Below are 17732 nucleotides of genomic sequence, written 5' to 3'. Positions count from 1 at the left end.
ATGGAAAATTCCGACACGGCAAAGCAATTGCGCCCGGGCCAAACAAGGTTGCGTCCGGCATCCAGCAGGAGACACATCTCTTAATCTTTTCGGCTCACCCACTGGATAAACCGAGTGCGAGCCTTGCCTATGAAACCGCTGAACATTTTCGTCGCCTGCCTGTTGCTGAGCGGTTGCGTCAGCAGCCCGAGCAAACCCCAGCCCGAACGCCAGATCCTGATCCAGACCAGCCATTCCTGGGACGGCAACGCCTATGCCGCCTACCCCGAGGGCCGCCCCGAACTGACCCTGCTGAAACTGCGCATCCCCGCCAATACCGCCCTCGACTGGCACACCCACCCCATGCCCAACCTGGCCTACATCCTCTCCGGCGAGCTGACCGTGCAAGCACAAGCCAGCGGCCAGCAGCAGGTCCTCAAGGCAGGGCACACCCTGGCCGAGATGGTCGACACGGTGCATCGCGGCAAAACCGGCGACAACCCGGTCGAGCTGATCGTGTTCTACGCCGGCAGCCCGGGCATCCCCTTGTCGCAAACACCCTGAGGACAAGCGCGACCCAGGCGAGGAACGTGCAATTACCAAAAGCGTTGTCCGGCGTTGCGCACTATATTGGTGCGATAGGTTGCACTCGCTCATACCTTGAAACCCATTTTGGTTCGTAAATACCCGGGCAGTGCTTGCAATTCGCCACGCCAGTGAACTTGAAACGCCCGTTTCAGTGGGTTGATTGCTTCTTTTCGGAGCCTTGGTTTGGTTTTTGCATTTTCTTTGTAACAGCGCCTTATTCTCGCGCGCGCCTGCTCCAAAAGAGGTCCTAATGACCATCAGCGACGCACTGCACCGCTTGCTACTCGACAACTTGACCACCGCCACCATTCTGCTCAACGCCGACCTGCGCCTCGAGTACATGAACCCGGCCGCGGAAATGCTCCTGGCCATCAGCGGCCAGCGCAGTCACGGGCAGTTCATCAGCGAACTGTTCACCGAGTCGACCGAAGCCCTGAACTCGCTGCGCCAGGCCGTCGAGCAGGCGCACCCGTTCACCAAGCGCGAAGCCCTGCTCACCGCCCTGACCGGCCAGACCCTGACCGTCGATTACGCGGTCACGCCGATTCTCAGCAACGGCGCCACGCTCTTGCTGCTTGAAGTCCACCCACGGGACCGCTTGCTGCGCATCACCAAGGAAGAGGCCCAACTGTCCAAGCAGGAAACCAGCAAAATGCTGGTGCGCGGCCTGGCCCATGAAATCAAGAACCCATTGGGCGGGATTCGTGGCGCCGCGCAGCTGCTGGCGCGCGAACTGCCGGAAGAAAGCCTCAAGGACTACACCAACGTCATCATTGAAGAAGCGGATCGCCTGCGTAACCTGGTGGATCGCATGCTCGGCTCGAACAAGTTGCCGTCGCTGGCCATGTGCAACATTCACGAAGTGCTGGAGCGCGTCTGCAGCCTGGTCGAGGCCGAAAGCCAGGGCTGCATCACCCTGGTGCGCGACTACGACCCGAGCATCCCGGACGTATTGATCGACCGCGAGCAGATGATCCAGGCCGTGCTCAATATCGTGCGCAACGCGATGCAGGCCATCAGCAGCCAGAACGAACTGCGCCTGGGGCGCATCACCCTGCGCTCGCGGGCCATGCGCCAGTTCACCATCGGCCACGTGCGCCATCGCCTGGTGACCAAGATCGAAATCATCGACAACGGTCCGGGTATTCCTGCGGACCTGCAGGAAACCATCTTTTTTCCCATGGTCAGCGGCCGTCCGGACGGTACCGGGCTGGGCCTGGCCATTACCCAGAACATCATCAGCCAGCACCAGGGCCTGATCGAGTGTGACAGCCACCCAGGCCACACCACGTTCTCGATCTTTCTGCCACTGGAACAAGGAGCCACATCGACATGAGCCGTAGTGAAACCGTGTGGATCGTCGATGACGACCGTTCAATCCGTTGGGTCCTGGAAAAAGCCCTGCAACAGGAAGGCATGACCACCCAGAGCTTCGACAGCGCCGATGGCGTGATGAGCCGCCTGGCGCGCCAGCAGCCAGACGTGATCATTTCCGACATCCGCATGCCCGGCGCCAGTGGCCTGGACCTGCTGGCGCGGATTCGCGAACAGCACCCGCGGTTGCCGGTGATCATCATGACCGCCCACTCCGATCTGGACAGCGCTGTCGCGTCCTACCAGGGTGGCGCCTTCGAATACCTGCCCAAGCCCTTCGACGTCGACGAAGCGGTGTCACTGGTCAAGCGCGCCAACCAGCACGCCCAGGAACAACAAGGCCTGGAAGTGGCCCCGACCCTGACCCGCACCCCGGAAATCATCGGCGAAGCGCCGGCGATGCAGGAAGTGTTTCGCGCCATCGGACGCTTGAGCCACTCCAACATCACCGTGTTGATCAATGGCGAATCCGGCACCGGCAAGGAGCTGGTCGCCCACGCCCTGCACCGTCACAGCCCGCGTGCGACCTCGCCGTTCATCGCCCTGAACATGGCGGCGATTCCCAAGGACCTGATGGAATCCGAGCTGTTCGGTCACGAGAAAGGTGCGTTCACCGGCGCCGCCAACCTGCGCCGCGGGCGTTTTGAACAAGCCGACGGCGGCACTTTGTTCCTCGACGAAATCGGCGACATGCCAGCCGACACCCAGACCCGCCTGCTGCGGGTCCTGGCCGATGGCGAGTTCTACCGGGTCGGCGGTCACGTGCCGGTGAAGGTCGATGTGCGAATCATCGCCGCGACCCACCAGAACCTGGAAACCCTGGTGCACGCTGGCAAGTTTCGCGAAGACTTGTTCCACCGCTTGAACGTGATTCGCATCCATATTCCGCGCCTGTCGGACCGTCGCGAAGACATTCCGACCCTGGCCAAGCACTTCCTCGCCCGGGCTGCACAGGAGCTGGCGGTCGAGCCGAAGCTGCTGAAAAGCGAAACCGAGGAATACCTGAAGAACTTGCCGTGGGGCGGCAACGTGCGCCAGCTGGAGAACACTTGCCGCTGGATCACGGTGATGGCCTCGGGCCGCGAAGTGCACATCAGCGACCTGCCACCGGAACTGCTGAACCTGCCGCAGGATTCTGCACCGGTCACCAACTGGGAACAGGCCTTGCGCCAATGGGCCGACCAGGCCCTGGCCCGCGGCCAGTCGAGCCTGCTCGACAGCGCCGTGCCGGCCTTCGAGCGAATCATGATCGAAACCGCCCTCAAGCACACCGCCGGCCGCCGTCGCGACGCCGCCGTGCTGCTGGGCTGGGGCCGCAACACCTTGACCCGCAAGATCAAGGAGTTGGGGATGAAGGTGGATGGCGGGGATGACGACGAGGCGGACGAAGGCTGAACGACCCGGATTCATTGCTGGCTGTTAAATCCAATCGCGAGCAGGCTCGCTCCTACAAGTGTAGGAGCGAGCCTGCTCGCGATGCTTTTGGGGCCAGCATGCACCACAGCAATGCACCCTGACCTGCAATCGCGCATGCAAAAACCAAGAGAAAGCAGTAAGCATCTTGTAGACCAAAAACACCAAAGCCTCGTATCCCGGGGCTTTGCGCTTTTATCTGAAAATTTTTGGCACAACTCGCGCGTTCTGGCACGCCCCCTGCAATAACTCCAGTACTACCCAGTTTCGGGGACCTTGGTACAGGCAGGCCGAGGATTCCCCTCTTTACACCGGGCTTGCGACGCACGTCGCAGCCCTTCCCGTTTGGGGACCTTGGTACAGGCAGGCCGGGGATCCCTCTTTTATTGCTCCTGGAGATGGATCTCCAACCGCCAGCGATCATCCACCTCGCTGCCGGCCCAAGCGCCCTTCAGCGGCCGGGCCGCCACCAGCGTCAGCAACAGCCCCTGGTCACTCTTGCGCACTCGCCAATTCACGTCACGCTGATTCAGCTTGAGCTGGCCCTTGGCAGACTTGCCCTGCGCATCGAACAGCAGCGCCACGGTACCGTCGATCTGCTCGCCGTGGACCTTCGGCTCATTGTTGAACCACACCACCAGGCCATCGCCCGTCACCTCGACCTGCTGCAGCTCGGTCGGATCTGGTGTGGTCAGGCGGCCGATCATCAAGCCCACCATCACCCCGACAATCGCCAACGAGCCCATCACCCGCGGGAATAGCTTCGATCGCAGGTCCACTTCCGGCGTAGAATGCCGGCTGTCTTTACCTTCGGAGCCGTGCATGTTTCACGTCATCCTTTTTCAACCGGAAATTCCACCGAATACCGGCAACGTTATCAGGCTCTGCGCCAACAGCGGCTGCCACCTGCATTTGATCGAGCCACTGGGCTTCGAGATGGATGACAAGCGCCTGCGCCGGGCCGGGCTCGACTACCACGAGTATGCCACCCTGCAGCGCCACGCCGACCTCGCCAGTTGCCTGGAAAGCCTCGGCCAGCCACGGGTGTTCGCCTTCACCACCAAGGGCTCGCAACCCTTCCACGACGTCAGCTTCGCCGAGGGCGATGCGTTCCTGTTCGGCCCGGAAAGCCGCGGCCTGCCCGCCGAAGTGCTCGACGCCCTGCCCGCCGGCCACCGCCTGCGCCTGCCCATGCGGGAGGGCTGCCGCAGCTTGAACCTGTCCAATACCGTGGCGGTCGCTGTTTACGAGGGCTGGCGGCAGTTGGGCTTCAAGTAAACCTTTTCGCCAAGCCAAAACAATCGCGGGCAAGCCCGCTCCCACAGGATTGTGCAAAACCTGTGGGAGCGGGCTTGCCCGCGAGGGTGTCAGCCGCGCCGTTTATTGAACGGTCTGCGCGCCTTCCTGCTGCATGCGCTGCACTTCTTGCGCGTACAGCGCGTCGAAGTTCACCGGAGCCAGCATCAGGGCCGGGAACGAGCCACGGGTCACCAGGCTGTCCAGCGCTTCGCGAGCGTACGGGAACAGGATGTTCGGGCAGAACGCGCCAAGGGTGTGGCTCATCGAGTTCGGATCAAGGTTCTTGATCAGGAAGATACCGGCCTGCTGGACTTCAGCAATGAACGCCACCTCGTCACCGTTCTTCACGGTCACCGACAGGGTCAGCACGACTTCGTGGAAATCGCTTTCCAGGGCCTTCTGGCTGGTGTTCAGGTCCAGACCGACGCTCGGCTCCCACTGCTGGCGGAAGATCGCCGGGCTTTTCGGGGCTTCGAAGGACAGGTCACGTACATAGATGCGCTGCAAGGAGAATTGCGGTGCATTTTCTTCTTCTGTTGCAGCGGTGTTCTGTTGGTCAGTCATCGCAGATCCTTCTTGATCCAGGGGTCTTTTAGGTTGGCTTATCGTGTAGCTCAGGCCTTGAGCAGCGCGTCGAGCTTGCCCGCGCGGTCCAGGGCAAACAAATCATCGCAACCACCGACGTGGGTGCTGCCGATCCAGATCTGTGGCACCGACGTACGCCCCGCCTTCTGGGCCATTTCGGCGCGCACTTGCGGCTTGCCATCGACCTTGATCTCTTCGAAGGCTACGCCCTTGTTCTCGAGCAGGTACTTGGCACGCGAGCAGTAGGGGCAGTAATCGCTGGAATAGACGACGACCTGGGCCATGTCACTTCACCAGCGGCAGGTTGTCGGCTTTCCAGCTGGAAATCCCGCCGGACAGCTTGGCCGCGGTGAAACCGGCCTTGAGCAGTTCGCGCGCGTGAGTGCCGGCGGTCTGACCCATGGCGTCCACCAGGATAAGGGTCTTGGCCTTGTGCTTTTCCAGCTCGCCAACACGGGCCGTCAGCTTGTCGTGCGGGATGTTCAGCGCGCCAACGATGTGGCCGGCGGCGAAATCCTTGGTCGAACGGATGTCGATCACTACACCCGAATCCTTGTTGACCAGCGCGGTCAGTTCGCCGGTGCTCAGGCTGCGGCCGCCACCTTGCATCTGGTAAGCGATCAGCAGGCCCAGCAGTACCACGAAGATACCGACGAGCAGATAGTGATTAGTGGCAAATTCAATCAGGTGAGCAACCATCGAAGGAGGTTCCAGGGCGTTAAAATGTCGGCCAGTATACACAGCCACTATGGTCGGCCAAACCCCGTCCGGCGGTGACGTGGAAGGAACTTGCCTTTAAACTGCCACTCCCTTTTTCCATCGCCCCTTTTTTAACTCCAGCCAGAGCGGAATCTATGACTACCACGCCTAAACCTTTGGTCCTGATGATTCTTGACGGCTTCGGTCACAGCGAGAGCGAGGAATCCAATGCCGTGTTCGCGGCCAACAAGCCGGTCCTCGATCGCCTGTGCGCCACCGTTCCGAATGGCCTGATCTCGGGTTCGGGCATGGATGTCGGTCTGCCGGACGGGCAGATGGGCAACTCGGAAGTCGGCCACATGAACCTCGGCGCCGGCCGCGTGGTGTACCAGGACTTCACCCGCGTGACCAAGGCAATCCGCGACGGTGAGTTCTTCGAAAACCCGACCATCTGCGCTGCGGTGGACAAAGCCGTTGCCGCCGGCAAAGCCGTGCACTTCATGGGCCTGCTGTCCGATGGCGGCGTGCACAGTCACCAGGATCACCTGATCGCGATGGCCGAGCTGGCAGTCAAGCGTGGCGCCGAGAAGGTCTACCTGCACGCCTTCCTCGACGGTCGCGACACGCCGCCAAAAAGCGCTGCATCGTCGATCGAACTGCTGGACGAAGCCTTCAAGACCCTGGGCAAGGGCCGGATCGCCAGCCTGATTGGCCGCTATTTCGCCATGGACCGCGACAACCGCTGGGATCGCGTCGCCCAGGCCTACAACCTGATCGTCGACGGCGCCGGTGAATTCCACGCTGCCTCGGCTCAGGAAGGCCTGCAAGCCGCCTACGAGCGCGGCGAGAGCGACGAATTCGTCAAAGCCACGACCATTGGCGACAAGGTCACGGTAGAAGACGGCGACGCCGTGGTGTTCATGAACTTCCGCGCCGACCGCGCGCGCGAGCTGAGCCGGGTGTTCGTCGAAGACAACTTCAGCGAGTTCGAACGTGCGCGCCAACCGAAACTGGCCGGCTTCGTCATGCTCACCCAATACGCTGCCAGCATTCCTGCACCCTCGGCTTTTGCCCCGGGCAGCCTGGAAAACGTGCTGGGCGACTACCTGGCGAAAAACGGCAAGACCCAATTGCGCATCGCCGAAACCGAAAAATACGCCCACGTGACCTTCTTCTTCTCCGGCGGCCGCGAAGAGCCGTTCCCGGGTGAAGAGCGCATCCTGATTCCTTCGCCGAAAGTCGCCACCTACGACCTGCAGCCGGAAATGAGCGCCCCGGAAGTCACCGACCGCATCGTCGATGCGATTGAAAACCAGCGCTACGACGTGATCGTGGTCAACTACGCCAACGGCGACATGGTCGGCCACAGCGGCGTGTTCGCCGCCGCGGTGAAGGCCGTGGAATGCCTGGACCAGTGCGTCGGCCGCATCGTCGATGCGCTGGAAAAAGTCGGCGGCGAAGCGCTGATCACCGCCGACCACGGCAACGTCGAGCAGATGTCCGACGAATCCACCGGCCAGGCCCACACCGCCCACACCACCGAACCGGTACCGTTCATCTACTACGGCAAGCGTGACCTCAAGGTCCGTGAAGGCGGCGTCCTGGCCGACGTGGCGCCGACCATGCTCAAGCTGCTGGGCCTGGAACAGCCGGCGGAAATGACCGGCAAATCAATCCTCGTCTAACCGCCAGCCCCCTGTGTAGGAGCTGGCTTGCCAGCGAAAGCAATCTGATATTCACCATTATTGGTGATTGATCTGACGCCATCGCGAGCAAGCTCGCTCCTACAGGTTGTTACGGGGTTTTTCCATCCAGTTATCACACACTCGGAAAAGGGCATTTTTTTTGCCGGCCATGGCGGGCATACTAAGCTGTCTTTTTTCCCCCTGGTGTTACCCACCTCTATGCTCCGCGTCCTGATAGCCCTCGCTCTGACCTGCCTGCTCCAACCGGCCTTCGCTGACGAGCGCGCGCAAACCCAACAACAGTTGGACGCCACGCGTCAGGATATTGCCGAGCTGAAAAAGCTGCTGGGCAAGCTGCAGGAAGAAAAATCCGGCGTGCAGAAAGAGCTCAAGGGCACCGAGACCGAGATGGGCAAGCTCGAAAAGCAGGTCGATGCCCTGCAAAAAGAGCTGCAGAAAAGCGAATCCGAGCTGAAGCGACTCGATGCCGAGAAAAAAAAACTCCAGAGCGCGCGCACTGAACAGCAACAACTGATCGCCACCCAGGCCCGCGCGGCCTACCAGAACGGCCGCCAGGAATACCTCAAGTTGCTGCTCAACCAGCAGAACCCCGAGAAATTCGCCCGCACCCTCACCTATTACGACTACCTGAGCCAGGCCCGCCTGGAGCAGCTGAAGAATTTCAACGAAACCCTGCGCCAACTGGCCAACGTCGAGCAGGAAATCAACCAGCAACAGGCCCAGTTGCTGGTGCAGAAAAGCAGCCTCGACAGCCAGCGCGACGAACTCGACAAAGTGCGCAAGGAACGTCAACTGGTGCTGGCCAAGCTCAACACCGACGTCAAAGACCGCGACCAGAAGCTGCAAGCCCGCGAGCAGGATCAGGCCGACCTGTCTAAAGTACTCAAGACCATCGAGGAAACCCTGGCCCGCCAGGCCCGAGAGGCAGAAGAAGCGCGGCAGAAAGCGCTGATCGCCCAGCAGGAAGCAGAAAAAAAGCGTTTACGTGAGGCCCAGGCCGCGGCAGACGCCGAAACTGACGCCCCACGCAAAATCACCCGGCCAACGCCTGGCGCACTGGTTTCCAGCTCCGGCGAAACCTTCGGCGGGGCTTTTTCGGCAACCCGGGGAAAACTTCCATGGCCAGTTGATGGTCGATTGCTAGCACGCTTTGGCGAGACCCGCGGCGATGACGCCCGCACCAAGTGGGACGGCGTGATGATCAGCGCCTCCGCCGGCAGCCAGGTGCACGCCGTGCATGGCGGCCGCGTGGTATTCGCCGACTGGTTGCGCGGTGCCGGCCTGCTGGTGATTCTCGACCACGGCAACGGTTTTCTAAGTTTGTATGGCCACAATCAGACGCTGCTCAAGTCAGCCGGCGATGTGGTCAAGGCCGGGGAGTCCATCTCCACGGTCGGTAACAGTGGTGGCCAGGACACGCCCGCCCTGTATTTCGCTATTCGTCAGCAGGGTCACCCGAGTGATCCGGCACAATGGTGTCGCGCGCAAGGATAGGGCGCCACCTAACTCAGGAGTTCGTTCGACATGCTGCATTTGTCCCGCCTCAATTCGCTGGCCCTGACGATCGCCCTGGTGATCGGCGCGCCCCTGGTGTTTGCCGCCGAGCCCGCCTCCTCGACCTCGGCCGCGACCACCAAGGCGCCACTGCCGCTGGACGAGCTGCGCACCTTTGCCGAGGTCATGGACCGGATCAAGGCAGCTTATGTAGAGCCGGTCGACGACAAGACCCTGCTGGAAAACGCGATCAAGGGCATGCTCAGCAACCTCGATCCGCATTCCGCCTATCTGGGCCCGGAAGACTTTGCCGAGCTGCAGGAAAGCACCAGCGGCGAATTCGGCGGCCTGGGCATCGAAGTCGGCTCCGAAGACGGCTTCATCAAGGTGGTCTCGCCGATCGACGACACCCCTGCGTCCAAGGCCGGCATCCAGGCCGGTGACTTCATCGTCAAGATCAATGGCCAGCCGACCCGCGGCCAGAGCCTGACTGAAGCCGTGGACCGCATGCGCGGCAAGATCGGCGAGAAGATCACCCTGACCCTGGTGCGTGACGGCGGTACGCCATTCGACGTGACGCTGGCCCGCGCGACCATCCAGGTCAAGAGCGTCAAGGCCCAGTTGCTGGAGTCGGGCTACGGCTACATCCGCATTACCCAGTTCCAGGTCAAGACCGGTGACGAGGTGTCCCAGGCCCTGGCCAAGCTGCGCAAGGAAAACGGCAAGAAGCTCAGCGGCATCGTCCTCGACCTGCGCAACAACCCGGGCGGCGTCCTGCAATCGGCGGTGGAAGTGGTCGACCACTTCATCACCAAAGGCCTGATCGTCTACACCAAGGGCCGAATCGCCAACTCCGAGCTGCGCTTCTCCGCCACCGGCAAGGACGAAAGCGAAGCCGTGCCAATGGTGGTACTGATCAACGGTGGCAGTGCCTCGGCCTCGGAAATCGTCGCCGGCGCCCTGCAGGACCAGAAACGCGCGGTGGTCATGGGCACCACCAGTTTCGGCAAGGGCTCGGTGCAAACCGTGCTGCCGCTGAACAACGACCGCGCGCTGAAAATCACCACAGCGCTGTACTTCACCCCCAACGGCCGTTCGATCCAGGCCCAGGGCATCGTCCCGGACATCGAAGTGCGCCGGGCGAAGATCACCAACGAGCAGGACAGCGAGTACTTCAAGGAAGCCGACCTGCAAGGCCACCTGGGCAATGGCAACGGCGGCGCCGACAAGCCGAGCGGTTCGGGCGCCAAGGCCAAGCCGATGCCACAGGATGATGACTACCAGCTGGCCCAGGCATTGAGCCTGCTCAAGGGCCTGAGCATCACCCGTAGCCGCTGAGATGGGTTTGCGCGGCATCCTCTGCCTGTTGTGCTGCCTGGCCAGCGTCGCCCATGCGACCCTGGCCCAGGCCTCCCCCACGCACAAGGCTTACCTGAGCCTGATCATCGATGACCTGGGACAGAACCTGCCCCGGGACCGGCGCGTGCTCAGCCTGCCCGGCCCGGTGACAGCCGCCGTCATGCCCGACACGCCCCACGCCGCCGAATTCGCCCGCGAGGCGCACCGCGCCGGCAAGATCGTGATCCTGCACATGCCCATGGACCCGGCCACCGGGCCGTTCGCCTGGCACCCTGAATTGCCCATCGAAGAATTGCAGAGTCGCCTGAATGCAGCCTTCAAGGCCGTGCCCTATACGGCGGGCATCAACAACCACATGGGCAGCCGCATGACCGCCCAGCGCCCCGCCATGACCTGGTTGATGGCCGAGTTGCAGCGGCGCCACAAGTTTTTCCTCGACAGTCGCACAAGCGCCCAGACCGTTGCTGCTGCCGAAGCGCAGAAAATCGGCCTGGCGAGCCTGTCGCGGGATGTATTCCTCGATGATGTGCGCACCGAGGCGGCGATCCTCGGGCAACTGCAAACCGCCATCAGCCTGGCGCGCAAACAGGGCTCGGCGGTGATGATCGGCCACCCTTATCCGCAGACGCTGGCGGTGCTGGAGCGCGAACTGCCCCGGCTCAAGGCCCAGGGCGTCGAGTGGATTGATATCAAGTCGATGATCAGCCTGCGCAGCAACCAGGCGATGGCCGGGCATGGCAAGGATGGGCGTTACCGCTAGAGATAGCGCGCCATGATGTCGTCGACCACGCCTTCGGCGCGCAACTTGTCCAGCGCGGCCTGCAGCTTGGCGACGGTTTCGTCGGAGACGTCCTTGTTCAGCGCCAGGTACAACTGCGCGCTGTTGAAACGCAGCACGGTCTTCAGCCCGGTCACGCCGTCCTGGCGCGCCAGGTAGCGGCCAGCCGGGTCACCAGTGGCCCACAGATCAATCTGACCATTGACCAGCTTCTTCGCGTTGTCCTGGTCGCGCAGTACCACAATCGGCTTGAGCCCCTGCTTGGTCAGGGTTTGCGCAATGGCGTCGCCCTTGTAGGCGCCGATCTTGTACTTGCGCGCCTGCTCCAGGGATTCGAGGGTGATCTTGCTGTCGGCCCTGGCGAGCAGGATCCAGTCGTCCGGGCCCAGGGGGCCGACCCATTTGAACAACTTCTCGCGGTCCGGCAGGCGTGCCATGACGAAGGCGCCGTAGCCGGGGTTTTCGAGGGCGAGCTTGTAGACACGCTCCCAGGGGAAACGCAGGGTCAGGCTGTAGGTGAGGTCGGTGCGTTTGAACATTTCCCGGACGATGTCCACGGCAATGCCGTCGATATTCTCGTCCTGAGCGAAGTTCTTGCCGTTCTTCGCCATGTTGTAGGGCGGGAAGTTTTCCGTCAGCAACACCAGGTCGGTGTTGATGCTTTCTGCGGCGCGCAGTGGGCTGGATAACAGCAACGAGGCACTGGCGAGAACGAGGAGAAGGCGTCTGAGCATGTCGGCTACCGAAATCCATGGCGTGCCCAAGCTTGCCTTGAGCCCGCCATGCTGTCCACTGGCCTTTAGCGAACCACGATCCCGCGTGCCGCCATGTAGGCCTTCGCTTCCGGCACGGTGTACTCGCCGAAGTGGAAGATACTGGCCGCCAGCACTGCACTGGCGTGACCTTCGAGGATGCCGTCGGCCAGATGCTGCAGGTTGCCGACGCCGCCGGAGGCGATCACCGGGATGCCCAGCGCATCGCTGATGGCGCGGGTTACACCGAGGTCGAAGCCGCTTTTCATGCCGTCCTGGTCCATGCTGGTCAGCAGGATTTCACCGGCACCCAGGCCTTCCATCTTCTTCGCCCACTCCACCGCATCCAGCCCGGTCGGTTTGCGTCCACCATGGGTGAAGATTTCCCAGCGCGGGGTTTCGCCCGGCAGCGAAACCTTCTTGGCATCGATGGCGACGACGATGCACTGCGAGCCGAAGTGCTGCGCGGCTTCGCCGACGAATTCCGGGTTGAACACCGCGGCGGTGTTGATCGAGACCTTGTCCGCACCGGCATTGAGCAGGTTGCGAATGTCCTGCACGGTGCGCACGCCACCGCCGACGGTCAGCGGGATGAACACCTGGCTGGCCATGCGCTCGACGGTGTGCAGCGTGGTGTCGCGGCCGTCGACGCTGGCGGTGATGTCGAGAAAGGTAATCTCGTCGGCACCCTGCTCGTCATAGCGACGGGCAATTTCCACCGGATCGCCGGCGTCACGGATGTTCTCGAACTTCACACCCTTGACCACCCGGCCGTTGTCCACGTCCAGGCAAGGGATGATGCGTTTGGCCAGCGCCATGGTCAGTCCTCAGCCTTTGTACGAATCGCAGAAGGCTTGCGCCTCGGCGACGTCGAGAGTGCCTTCGTAGATCGCGCGACCGGTAATGGCGCCGATGATGCCGGGGGCCTTGGCGTCGAGCAGGGTCTTGATGTCGCCCAGGTTGTGGATACCGCCCGAAGCGATCACCGGAATGCTCGTGGCCGCTGCCAGCGCTGCGGTGAAGGGCACGTTGCAGCCCTGCATCATGCCGTCTTTGGCGATGTCGGTATAAACGATGGCGGACACACCGTCGGCTTCGAACTGCCTAGCCAGGTCGATCACCTGCACGGTGCTGATTTCAGCCCAGCCGTCGGTGGCGACGAAACCGTCCTTGGCATCCAGGCCGACGATCACTTTGCCCGGGAACGCGCGGCAGGCTTCGGCGACGAACGCCGGATCTTTCACCGCCTTGGTGCCGATGATCACGTAGCTCACGCCAGCCTTGACGTAGTGCTCGATGGTTTCCAGCGAACGAATGCCGCCGCCGATCTGGATCGGCAGGTTCGGGTAGCGCTTGGCAATCGCAGTGACGACTTCGCCGTTGACCGGCTGGCCTTCGAAGGCGCCGTTCAGGTCGACCAGATGCAGACGACGGCAGCCGCCCTCCACCCATTTGGCGGCCATGCTCACCGGGTCATCGGAGAACACCGTGGAATCTTCCATGCGGCCCTGGCGCAGACGTACACAGGCACCGTCTTTGAGATCGATAGCGGGAATAATCAGCATCTGGCAAAACCTTCAATTCGATTTTTCAGCGTTGCTCGGAAATCAGTTTTTTTCGAGCGCCCACAGGTCGCTTTCGATGCTTTCAAACCTCTCTTTGAGGTGTGTCTGCACATCGAAAATCGCCCGGTTGTAATAGTGCGGAGCAATTTCGCGGGTAAACAGCTCAAGAATCTCAGCCGCCTCGAACGTACCGAGGTCGAGTTCGAAGCGGTCCTCCATGAACCGCTTGATCTTGCTGTTGGCCTCGTTCTCCTGCTCGGCGGTGAGCGTGAGGATCGGCGGCTTGGATTTCTTGGCTGCCATTACCAGCGACCGTCCCACGCAGCGAAGTTCTGCAGCAACTGCAGGCCATGGGAATGGCTCTTCTCCGGGTGGAACTGCACGGCGAAGCGCGAGCCTTCGGCCAGCGCAGCAGCGAAATTGTTGCCGTAGTGACCGCCACCCACCACCTGGCGCGGATTACCCGCGGCGATGTAGTAGCTGTGCACGAAGTAGAAACGCGCCAGGTCCGGGATCTCGTGCCACAGCGGGTGATCCACCGTCTGCTGCACTTCGTTCCAGCCCATGTGCGGGACTTTCAAGTGTTCGCCGTCTTCGTGCAGGTCCTTGCCGAAGAACTTCACCTGACCGGGGAACAGGCCGATGCAGTCGACGCCATCGTTCTCTTCACTGTGGTCGAGCAAGGCTTGCATGCCCACGCAAATGCCGAGGAACGGCCGGTCCTGGCTGACTTCGCGAACCAGCGAGTCGAAGCCCAGGCGCCGGATTTCCGCCATGCAGTCGCGAATCGCGCCGACCCCGGGAAAAACCACCCGGTCGGCTTCGCGAATCACAGCGGCATCGCTGGTGATCAGTACCTTGCCGGCACCGACGTGCTCCAGCGCCTTGGCCACCGAATGCAGGTTGCCCATGCCGTAATCGATTACCGCAACGGTCTGCATTACAGGACGCCCTTGGTCGAAGGCATTTGCCCGGCCATGCGGTCATCCAGTTCGACGGCCATGCGCAAGGCGCGGCCGAAAGCCTTGAACACGGTTTCGATCTGGTGGTGGGTGTTGTGCCCACGCAGATTGTCGATGTGCAGGGTGACGTTGGCGTGGTTGACGAAGCCCTGGAAGAATTCCTGGAACAGGTCGACGTCGAAGCCACCGACGGTCGCACGGGTGTAGGGAACGTGCATCTGCAGGCCAGGACGGCCGGAGAAGTCGATCACCACGCGCGACAGCGCTTCGTCGAGCGGCACGTAGGCGTGGCCGTAGCGACGGATGCCTTTCTTGTCGCCAATGGCTTTGCTGAAGGCTTGGCCCAGGGTGATACCGACGTCTTCCACGGTGTGGTGATCGTCGATATGCAGGTCGCCCTTGCTCTCGATATCCAGGTCGATCAGCCCGTGACGGGCGATCTGGTCCAGCATGTGCTCAAGAAAAGGTACACCGATATCAAATCGGGCCTTTCCGGTGCCATCCAGGTTGATCGAGGCTTTGATCTGGGTTTCCAGAGTGTCGCGCTCGACGGAGGCAATACGTTCGGCCATCACCAGCTCCGCAAAATCATTGGGCGAAAAAGGCAGCCAGTATAGGCGCGCGGGCCGGAAACAGAAACATGCGAGGTGAGATGGCTGACGGATAGAAGCCCGTATTTGCGGGGATAGACATGTCCATACAAGGCATATCGGCCATGCCTGAAGAAACCTGTAGGAGCGAGCTTGCTCGCGAAGGGGACCCCACATTCAACATCGTCGTCGACTGTCAGACCGCTTTCGCGAGCAAGCTCGCTCCTACACAGGGGCAGCGGTGTCAGTGGAACAACACTGCCGTCTTCTGCAACGTCACCCAGATCCCCCACGCCAACGGAATCCCCACCGCCAGCCAGGCAGCCACCGCCAACGGCACGCTACCCGAGGAGGCTTTCCACTCCAGCACCGTGCTGCTGTTGGCGCCCTTGTCGTGGCCCAGCGCCTGTTCGGCGGCCAGTTCGGCGTCGGTCATGAAGTACTTGTCGGCCACCGGCCGCACCAGCAGATTGCACAGGAACCCGAGCACCAGCAGGCCGGCGAGGATGTACAGGGTGATGTCATAGGCCGCCGCACGCTCGACGCCGATGCTCAGCTGATACTCACGCAGATAGTTCACCAGCACCGGCCCCAGCACGCCCGCCGCGGCCCAGGCCGTCAGCAGTCGACCGTGGATCGCGCCGACCATTTGCGTACCGAACAGGTCGGCCAGATACGCCGGCACGGTGGCAAAACCGCCGCCGTACATCGAGAGAATGATGCAGAACGCCGCGACAAACAGCGAAACGTTACCCAGGTGTCCGAGATTCGGGATCAGCGCATAGAGGGCGAAACCCAGGGCGAAGAACACGAAGTAGGTATTTTTTCGTCCCAGGTAGTCGGAAAACGACGCCCAGAAGAAGCGCCCGCCGATGTTGAACAGGCTCAGCAAGCCGGTGAAGCCCGCCGCGATCGCCGCAATCGAGGCCAATTGTCCGGCATCCAGCGCGCCGAAAGGCAAGTCATTGCCCAGCAGCTTGCCGCCGAACACTTCCTGCAACAGCGGCGAAGCCATGCCGAGGATGCCGATACCGGCCGAAACGTTCAGGCACAACACCAGCCAGACCAGGCGGAACTGCGGGGTTTTCCACGCAACGTTCACGTGCACATGGCGATGGGTGATCATCGCGTTCGCGGTTTTTTTCTCCGGCGGCGTCCAGCCTTCAGGCTTCCAGCCGGTCGGCGGCACTCGGTAGGACATCGCGCCGCCGAGCATGAACACCAGGTAGATGGCAGCCATCACCAGGAAGCTCTGCCACACGCCCACGCCGCTGGGCGAAGCAAAATGGCCCATCAGGGCCGCCGCCAATGGCGCGCCGACCATGGCACCACCGCCGAACCCCATGATCGCCATGCCGGTGGCCATGCCGCGCTTGTCCGGGAACCACTTGATCAGGGTCGAGACCGGGGAAATGTAGCCCAGGCCCAGGCCAATCCCGCCGATGACGCCGGAGCCGAGCCACATCAGCCAGATCTGGTGGGTATAGATACCCAGCGCCGAAATCAGCAGGCCGCCGCACCAGCACAGCGCCGACACCACACCGGCCTTGCGCGGCCCGGCGTGCTCCAGCCAGCCGCCCCAGATGGCTGCCGAACAACCGAGGAAGATGAAGAACAGGGTGTAGATCCAGCCGAGCATCGAGATCGGCCAGTCGCACTGCGACGAGAAAACCTGCGCGATGAAGCTCATGTCCGGCGCACAGGCCACCGGCGCGGTGATCCCCAGCGCCTTGGACAACGGCAGCCAGAACACCGAGAAGCCATAGGCCATGCCGATGCACAAGTGGATGGCCAATGCGGCCGGTGGAACCAGCCAACGGTTGAAACCGGGCTTGGCGATGATGCGTTCCTTGGACAGGAACGCCGGCTCGGCGGCACTATTGCCGGCCACGGTGCTCGTGCTCATTTGTGTTTCCCCCAATTATTAGTATGGTTCGCCGGATTGACCTCGTTCCCGGCCTTGTTGCACACCAGGCATGGCCGTTTTTTCGAATGAAGCAACGCTCTGCGCGACAACAGGTCGCAGCGATACCGACGAACGGCCGCAGGGTAGCATTTGCCTGCCCTGGAAAAACCTGACCGACCAGGCCTTTTTTCAGGTGATTTGCGTCGATCACCCGGCAAAAAGCCGTTTTAACCCCGGAGCGAACAGTCAGGATCGCTCTCTGCAAGGAATTCCCATGCCCATCGTTGTCGAATCGCTGCACACCCCCAGCTATCAGGATCAGCAGGATCTGCAGAAAATTTATCAGGACGCCCCGCAGTGGCTGTTCGCGCCCTACGCCGATGAACGCCAACTGATTGAAGATAGTCTGTCTGACGGCAGCCTGATCGCCGGGCGCTTCAATGACCGCCTGCTGGGCGCTGCGCGACTGCATCGCCAGGCGACCGTGTGGCAGCTGTCCCAACTGTGCGTGCGCAAGGTCACTCGACGCCGCGGGGTGGCCGAGCGCCTGGTCAGCGAAGCCCGCAGCATGGCCGAGCGCGCGGGCGCGACCTTGCACCTGCTGGCCCCCGCCGGCCACCTCGAGGTACAGGCGCTGGCCGCCAAGCTCAAGCTGCCGCTGGACCTGCTGTAAATGTGATCGC

The 17732-nt window shown here is 62.0% G+C and carries 20 protein-coding genes; 9 read left to right on the top strand and 11 right to left on the bottom strand.

Going from position 1 to position 17732, the window contains the following annotated elements:
• Positions 1–123 precede the first annotated feature (123 nt).
• The 3 genes from ACZYR5_RS08530 to ntrC all read left to right on the top strand — a co-directional run bounded on the left by ACZYR5_RS08530 (position 124) and on the right by ntrC (position 3336).
• On the top strand, positions 124–543 hold the full coding sequence (locus ACZYR5_RS08530; RefSeq protein WP_489089523.1) for a cupin domain-containing protein: 420 nt from the start codon (positions 124–126) through the stop codon (positions 541–543).
• 274 nt (positions 544–817) lie between these two features.
• The gene (glnL, locus tag ACZYR5_RS08525) at positions 818–1903 is read left to right on the top strand and encodes a nitrogen regulation protein NR(II) (RefSeq protein ID WP_027617369.1); all 1086 of its coding nucleotides are present in this window, start codon (positions 818–820) and stop codon (positions 1901–1903) included.
• Entirely contained in the window at positions 1900–3336 is a 1437-nt protein-coding gene (ntrC, locus tag ACZYR5_RS08520) for a nitrogen regulation protein NR(I) (RefSeq protein WP_489089222.1), read from the top strand. The genes glnL and ntrC overlap by 4 nt, the downstream gene beginning before the upstream one ends.
• A gap of 401 nt (positions 3337–3737) precedes the next feature.
• On the opposite strand, the gene ACZYR5_RS08515 is transcribed toward ntrC, so the two are convergent.
• Positions 3738–4178 (bottom strand): hypothetical protein, encoded by a 441-nt coding sequence (locus ACZYR5_RS08515; RefSeq protein WP_489089221.1) that lies wholly within the window; start codon positions 4176–4178, stop codon positions 3738–3740.
• On the opposite strand from ACZYR5_RS08515, the gene ACZYR5_RS08510 reads away from it, so the two are divergent.
• Positions 4177–4632: a tRNA (cytidine(34)-2'-O)-methyltransferase gene (locus tag ACZYR5_RS08510; RefSeq protein WP_027617366.1), complete on the top strand. Its 456-nt coding sequence runs from the start codon at positions 4177–4179 to the stop codon at positions 4630–4632. The two genes, ACZYR5_RS08515 and ACZYR5_RS08510, sit on opposite strands and share 2 nt — an antisense overlap.
• A 102-nt stretch (positions 4633–4734) precedes the next feature.
• On the opposite strand, the gene secB is transcribed toward ACZYR5_RS08510, so the two are convergent.
• The 3 genes from secB to ACZYR5_RS08495 are packed head-to-tail and all read right to left on the bottom strand — an operon-like array spanning position 4735 to position 5937.
• Positions 4735–5217, bottom strand: coding sequence for a protein-export chaperone SecB (gene secB, locus ACZYR5_RS08505; RefSeq protein WP_489089220.1), 483 nt, complete (start codon positions 5215–5217; stop codon positions 4735–4737).
• Positions 5218–5267: 50 nt separating this feature from the next.
• Positions 5268–5522, bottom strand: a complete 255-nt coding sequence (gene grxC, locus ACZYR5_RS08500) for a glutaredoxin 3 (protein ID WP_489089219.1) — start codon at positions 5520–5522, stop codon at positions 5268–5270.
• Position 5523: 1 nt separating this feature from the next.
• Complete coding sequence (locus ACZYR5_RS08495) at positions 5524–5937, bottom strand: rhodanese-like domain-containing protein (protein ID WP_027617363.1); 414 nt, start codon at positions 5935–5937, stop codon at positions 5524–5526.
• 155 nt (positions 5938–6092) lie between these two features.
• Between ACZYR5_RS08495 and gpmI the strand changes: the two genes are divergently transcribed.
• The 4 genes from gpmI to ACZYR5_RS08475 all read left to right on the top strand — a co-directional run bounded on the left by gpmI (position 6093) and on the right by ACZYR5_RS08475 (position 11256).
• Complete coding sequence (gene gpmI, locus ACZYR5_RS08490; protein ID WP_489089218.1) at positions 6093–7622, top strand: 2,3-bisphosphoglycerate-independent phosphoglycerate mutase; 1530 nt, start codon at positions 6093–6095, stop codon at positions 7620–7622.
• 219 nt (positions 7623–7841) lie between these two features.
• Entirely contained in the window at positions 7842–9137 is a 1296-nt protein-coding gene (locus tag ACZYR5_RS08485) for a murein hydrolase activator EnvC family protein (protein ID WP_489089217.1), read from the top strand.
• A gap of 30 nt (positions 9138–9167) precedes the next feature.
• Positions 9168–10475, top strand: a complete 1308-nt coding sequence (locus tag ACZYR5_RS08480) for a S41 family peptidase (RefSeq protein ID WP_489089216.1) — start codon at positions 9168–9170, stop codon at positions 10473–10475.
• Between the two features lies 1 nt (position 10476).
• The gene (locus ACZYR5_RS08475) at positions 10477–11256 is read left to right on the top strand and encodes a divergent polysaccharide deacetylase family protein (RefSeq protein ID WP_489089215.1); all 780 of its coding nucleotides are present in this window, start codon (positions 10477–10479) and stop codon (positions 11254–11256) included.
• Here the strand turns inward: ACZYR5_RS08475 and ACZYR5_RS08470 are convergent.
• From ACZYR5_RS08470 to ACZYR5_RS08440, 7 genes are all read right to left on the bottom strand, one after another.
• A complete protein-coding gene (locus ACZYR5_RS08470; RefSeq protein WP_489089214.1) occupies positions 11253–12008 on the bottom strand; it encodes a substrate-binding periplasmic protein in 756 nt (251 codons plus the stop codon). The genes ACZYR5_RS08475 and ACZYR5_RS08470 overlap by 4 nt on opposite strands.
• Before the next feature lie 65 nt (positions 12009–12073).
• Positions 12074–12844 (bottom strand): imidazole glycerol phosphate synthase subunit HisF, encoded by a 771-nt coding sequence (gene hisF, locus ACZYR5_RS08465; RefSeq protein ID WP_027617357.1) that lies wholly within the window; start codon positions 12842–12844, stop codon positions 12074–12076.
• Positions 12845–12853: 9 nt separating this feature from the next.
• Entirely contained in the window at positions 12854–13591 is a 738-nt protein-coding gene (gene hisA, locus ACZYR5_RS08460) for a 1-(5-phosphoribosyl)-5-[(5-phosphoribosylamino)methylideneamino]imidazole-4-carboxamide isomerase (RefSeq protein WP_489089213.1), read from the bottom strand.
• Between the two features lie 42 nt (positions 13592–13633).
• Positions 13634–13894: a DUF2164 domain-containing protein gene (locus ACZYR5_RS08455; RefSeq protein WP_489089522.1), complete on the bottom strand. Its 261-nt coding sequence runs from the start codon at positions 13892–13894 to the stop codon at positions 13634–13636.
• Positions 13894–14532 (bottom strand): imidazole glycerol phosphate synthase subunit HisH, encoded by a 639-nt coding sequence (gene hisH, locus ACZYR5_RS08450; RefSeq protein WP_489089212.1) that lies wholly within the window; start codon positions 14530–14532, stop codon positions 13894–13896. The genes ACZYR5_RS08455 and hisH overlap by 1 nt, the downstream gene beginning before the upstream one ends.
• On the bottom strand, positions 14532–15125 hold the full coding sequence (hisB, locus tag ACZYR5_RS08445) for an imidazoleglycerol-phosphate dehydratase HisB (protein ID WP_027617353.1): 594 nt from the start codon (positions 15123–15125) through the stop codon (positions 14532–14534). Before hisB ends, hisH begins: the two co-directional genes overlap by 1 nt.
• A 262-nt stretch (positions 15126–15387) precedes the next feature.
• A complete protein-coding gene (locus ACZYR5_RS08440) occupies positions 15388–17049 on the bottom strand; it encodes an OFA family MFS transporter (RefSeq protein WP_489089211.1) in 1662 nt (553 codons plus the stop codon).
• 274 nt (positions 17050–17323) lie between these two features.
• On the opposite strand from ACZYR5_RS08440, the gene ACZYR5_RS08435 reads away from it, so the two are divergent.
• The gene (locus ACZYR5_RS08435) at positions 17324–17722 is read left to right on the top strand and encodes an acetyl-CoA sensor PanZ family protein (RefSeq protein WP_489089210.1); all 399 of its coding nucleotides are present in this window, start codon (positions 17324–17326) and stop codon (positions 17720–17722) included.
• Positions 17723–17732 lie beyond the last annotated feature (10 nt).

This window comes from Pseudomonas sp. F007 (genome assembly GCF_057814275.1).
This window is presented reverse-complemented; position numbering and strand designations above follow the sequence as displayed.

Coding starts and splice junctions, on each gene's coding strand:
- grxC (WP_489089219.1), bottom strand. CDS start 5,522: ATGGCCCAGGTCGTCGTCTATTCCAGCGATTACTGCCCCTACTGCTCG.
- ntrC (WP_489089222.1), top strand. CDS start 1,900: ATGAGCCGTAGTGAAACCGTGTGGATCGTCGATGACGACCGTTCAATC.
- hisH (WP_489089212.1), bottom strand. CDS start 14,532: ATGCAGACCGTTGCGGTAATCGATTACGGCATGGGCAACCTGCATTCG.
- ACZYR5_RS08455 (WP_489089522.1), bottom strand. CDS start 13,894: ATGGCAGCCAAGAAATCCAAGCCGCCGATCCTCACGCTCACCGCCGAG.
- glnL (WP_027617369.1), top strand. CDS start 818: ATGACCATCAGCGACGCACTGCACCGCTTGCTACTCGACAACTTGACC.
- ACZYR5_RS08470 (WP_489089214.1), bottom strand. CDS start 12,008: ATGCTCAGACGCCTTCTCCTCGTTCTCGCCAGTGCCTCGTTGCTGTTA.
- ACZYR5_RS08480 (WP_489089216.1), top strand. CDS start 9,168: ATGCTGCATTTGTCCCGCCTCAATTCGCTGGCCCTGACGATCGCCCTG.
- ACZYR5_RS08485 (WP_489089217.1), top strand. CDS start 7,842: ATGCTCCGCGTCCTGATAGCCCTCGCTCTGACCTGCCTGCTCCAACCG.
- ACZYR5_RS08495 (WP_027617363.1), bottom strand. CDS start 5,937: ATGGTTGCTCACCTGATTGAATTTGCCACTAATCACTATCTGCTCGTC.
- ACZYR5_RS08515 (WP_489089221.1), bottom strand. CDS start 4,178: ATGCACGGCTCCGAAGGTAAAGACAGCCGGCATTCTACGCCGGAAGTG.
- hisB (WP_027617353.1), bottom strand. CDS start 15,125: ATGGCCGAACGTATTGCCTCCGTCGAGCGCGACACTCTGGAAACCCAG.
- secB (WP_489089220.1), bottom strand. CDS start 5,217: ATGACTGACCAACAGAACACCGCTGCAACAGAAGAAGAAAATGCACCG.
- hisF (WP_027617357.1), bottom strand. CDS start 12,844: ATGGCGCTGGCCAAACGCATCATCCCTTGCCTGGACGTGGACAACGGC.
- ACZYR5_RS08510 (WP_027617366.1), top strand. CDS start 4,177: ATGTTTCACGTCATCCTTTTTCAACCGGAAATTCCACCGAATACCGGC.
- ACZYR5_RS08475 (WP_489089215.1), top strand. CDS start 10,477: ATGGGTTTGCGCGGCATCCTCTGCCTGTTGTGCTGCCTGGCCAGCGTC.
- ACZYR5_RS08440 (WP_489089211.1), bottom strand. CDS start 17,049: ATGAGCACGAGCACCGTGGCCGGCAATAGTGCCGCCGAGCCGGCGTTC.
- hisA (WP_489089213.1), bottom strand. CDS start 13,591: ATGCTGATTATTCCCGCTATCGATCTCAAAGACGGTGCCTGTGTACGT.
- ACZYR5_RS08435 (WP_489089210.1), top strand. CDS start 17,324: ATGCCCATCGTTGTCGAATCGCTGCACACCCCCAGCTATCAGGATCAG.
- gpmI (WP_489089218.1), top strand. CDS start 6,093: ATGACTACCACGCCTAAACCTTTGGTCCTGATGATTCTTGACGGCTTC.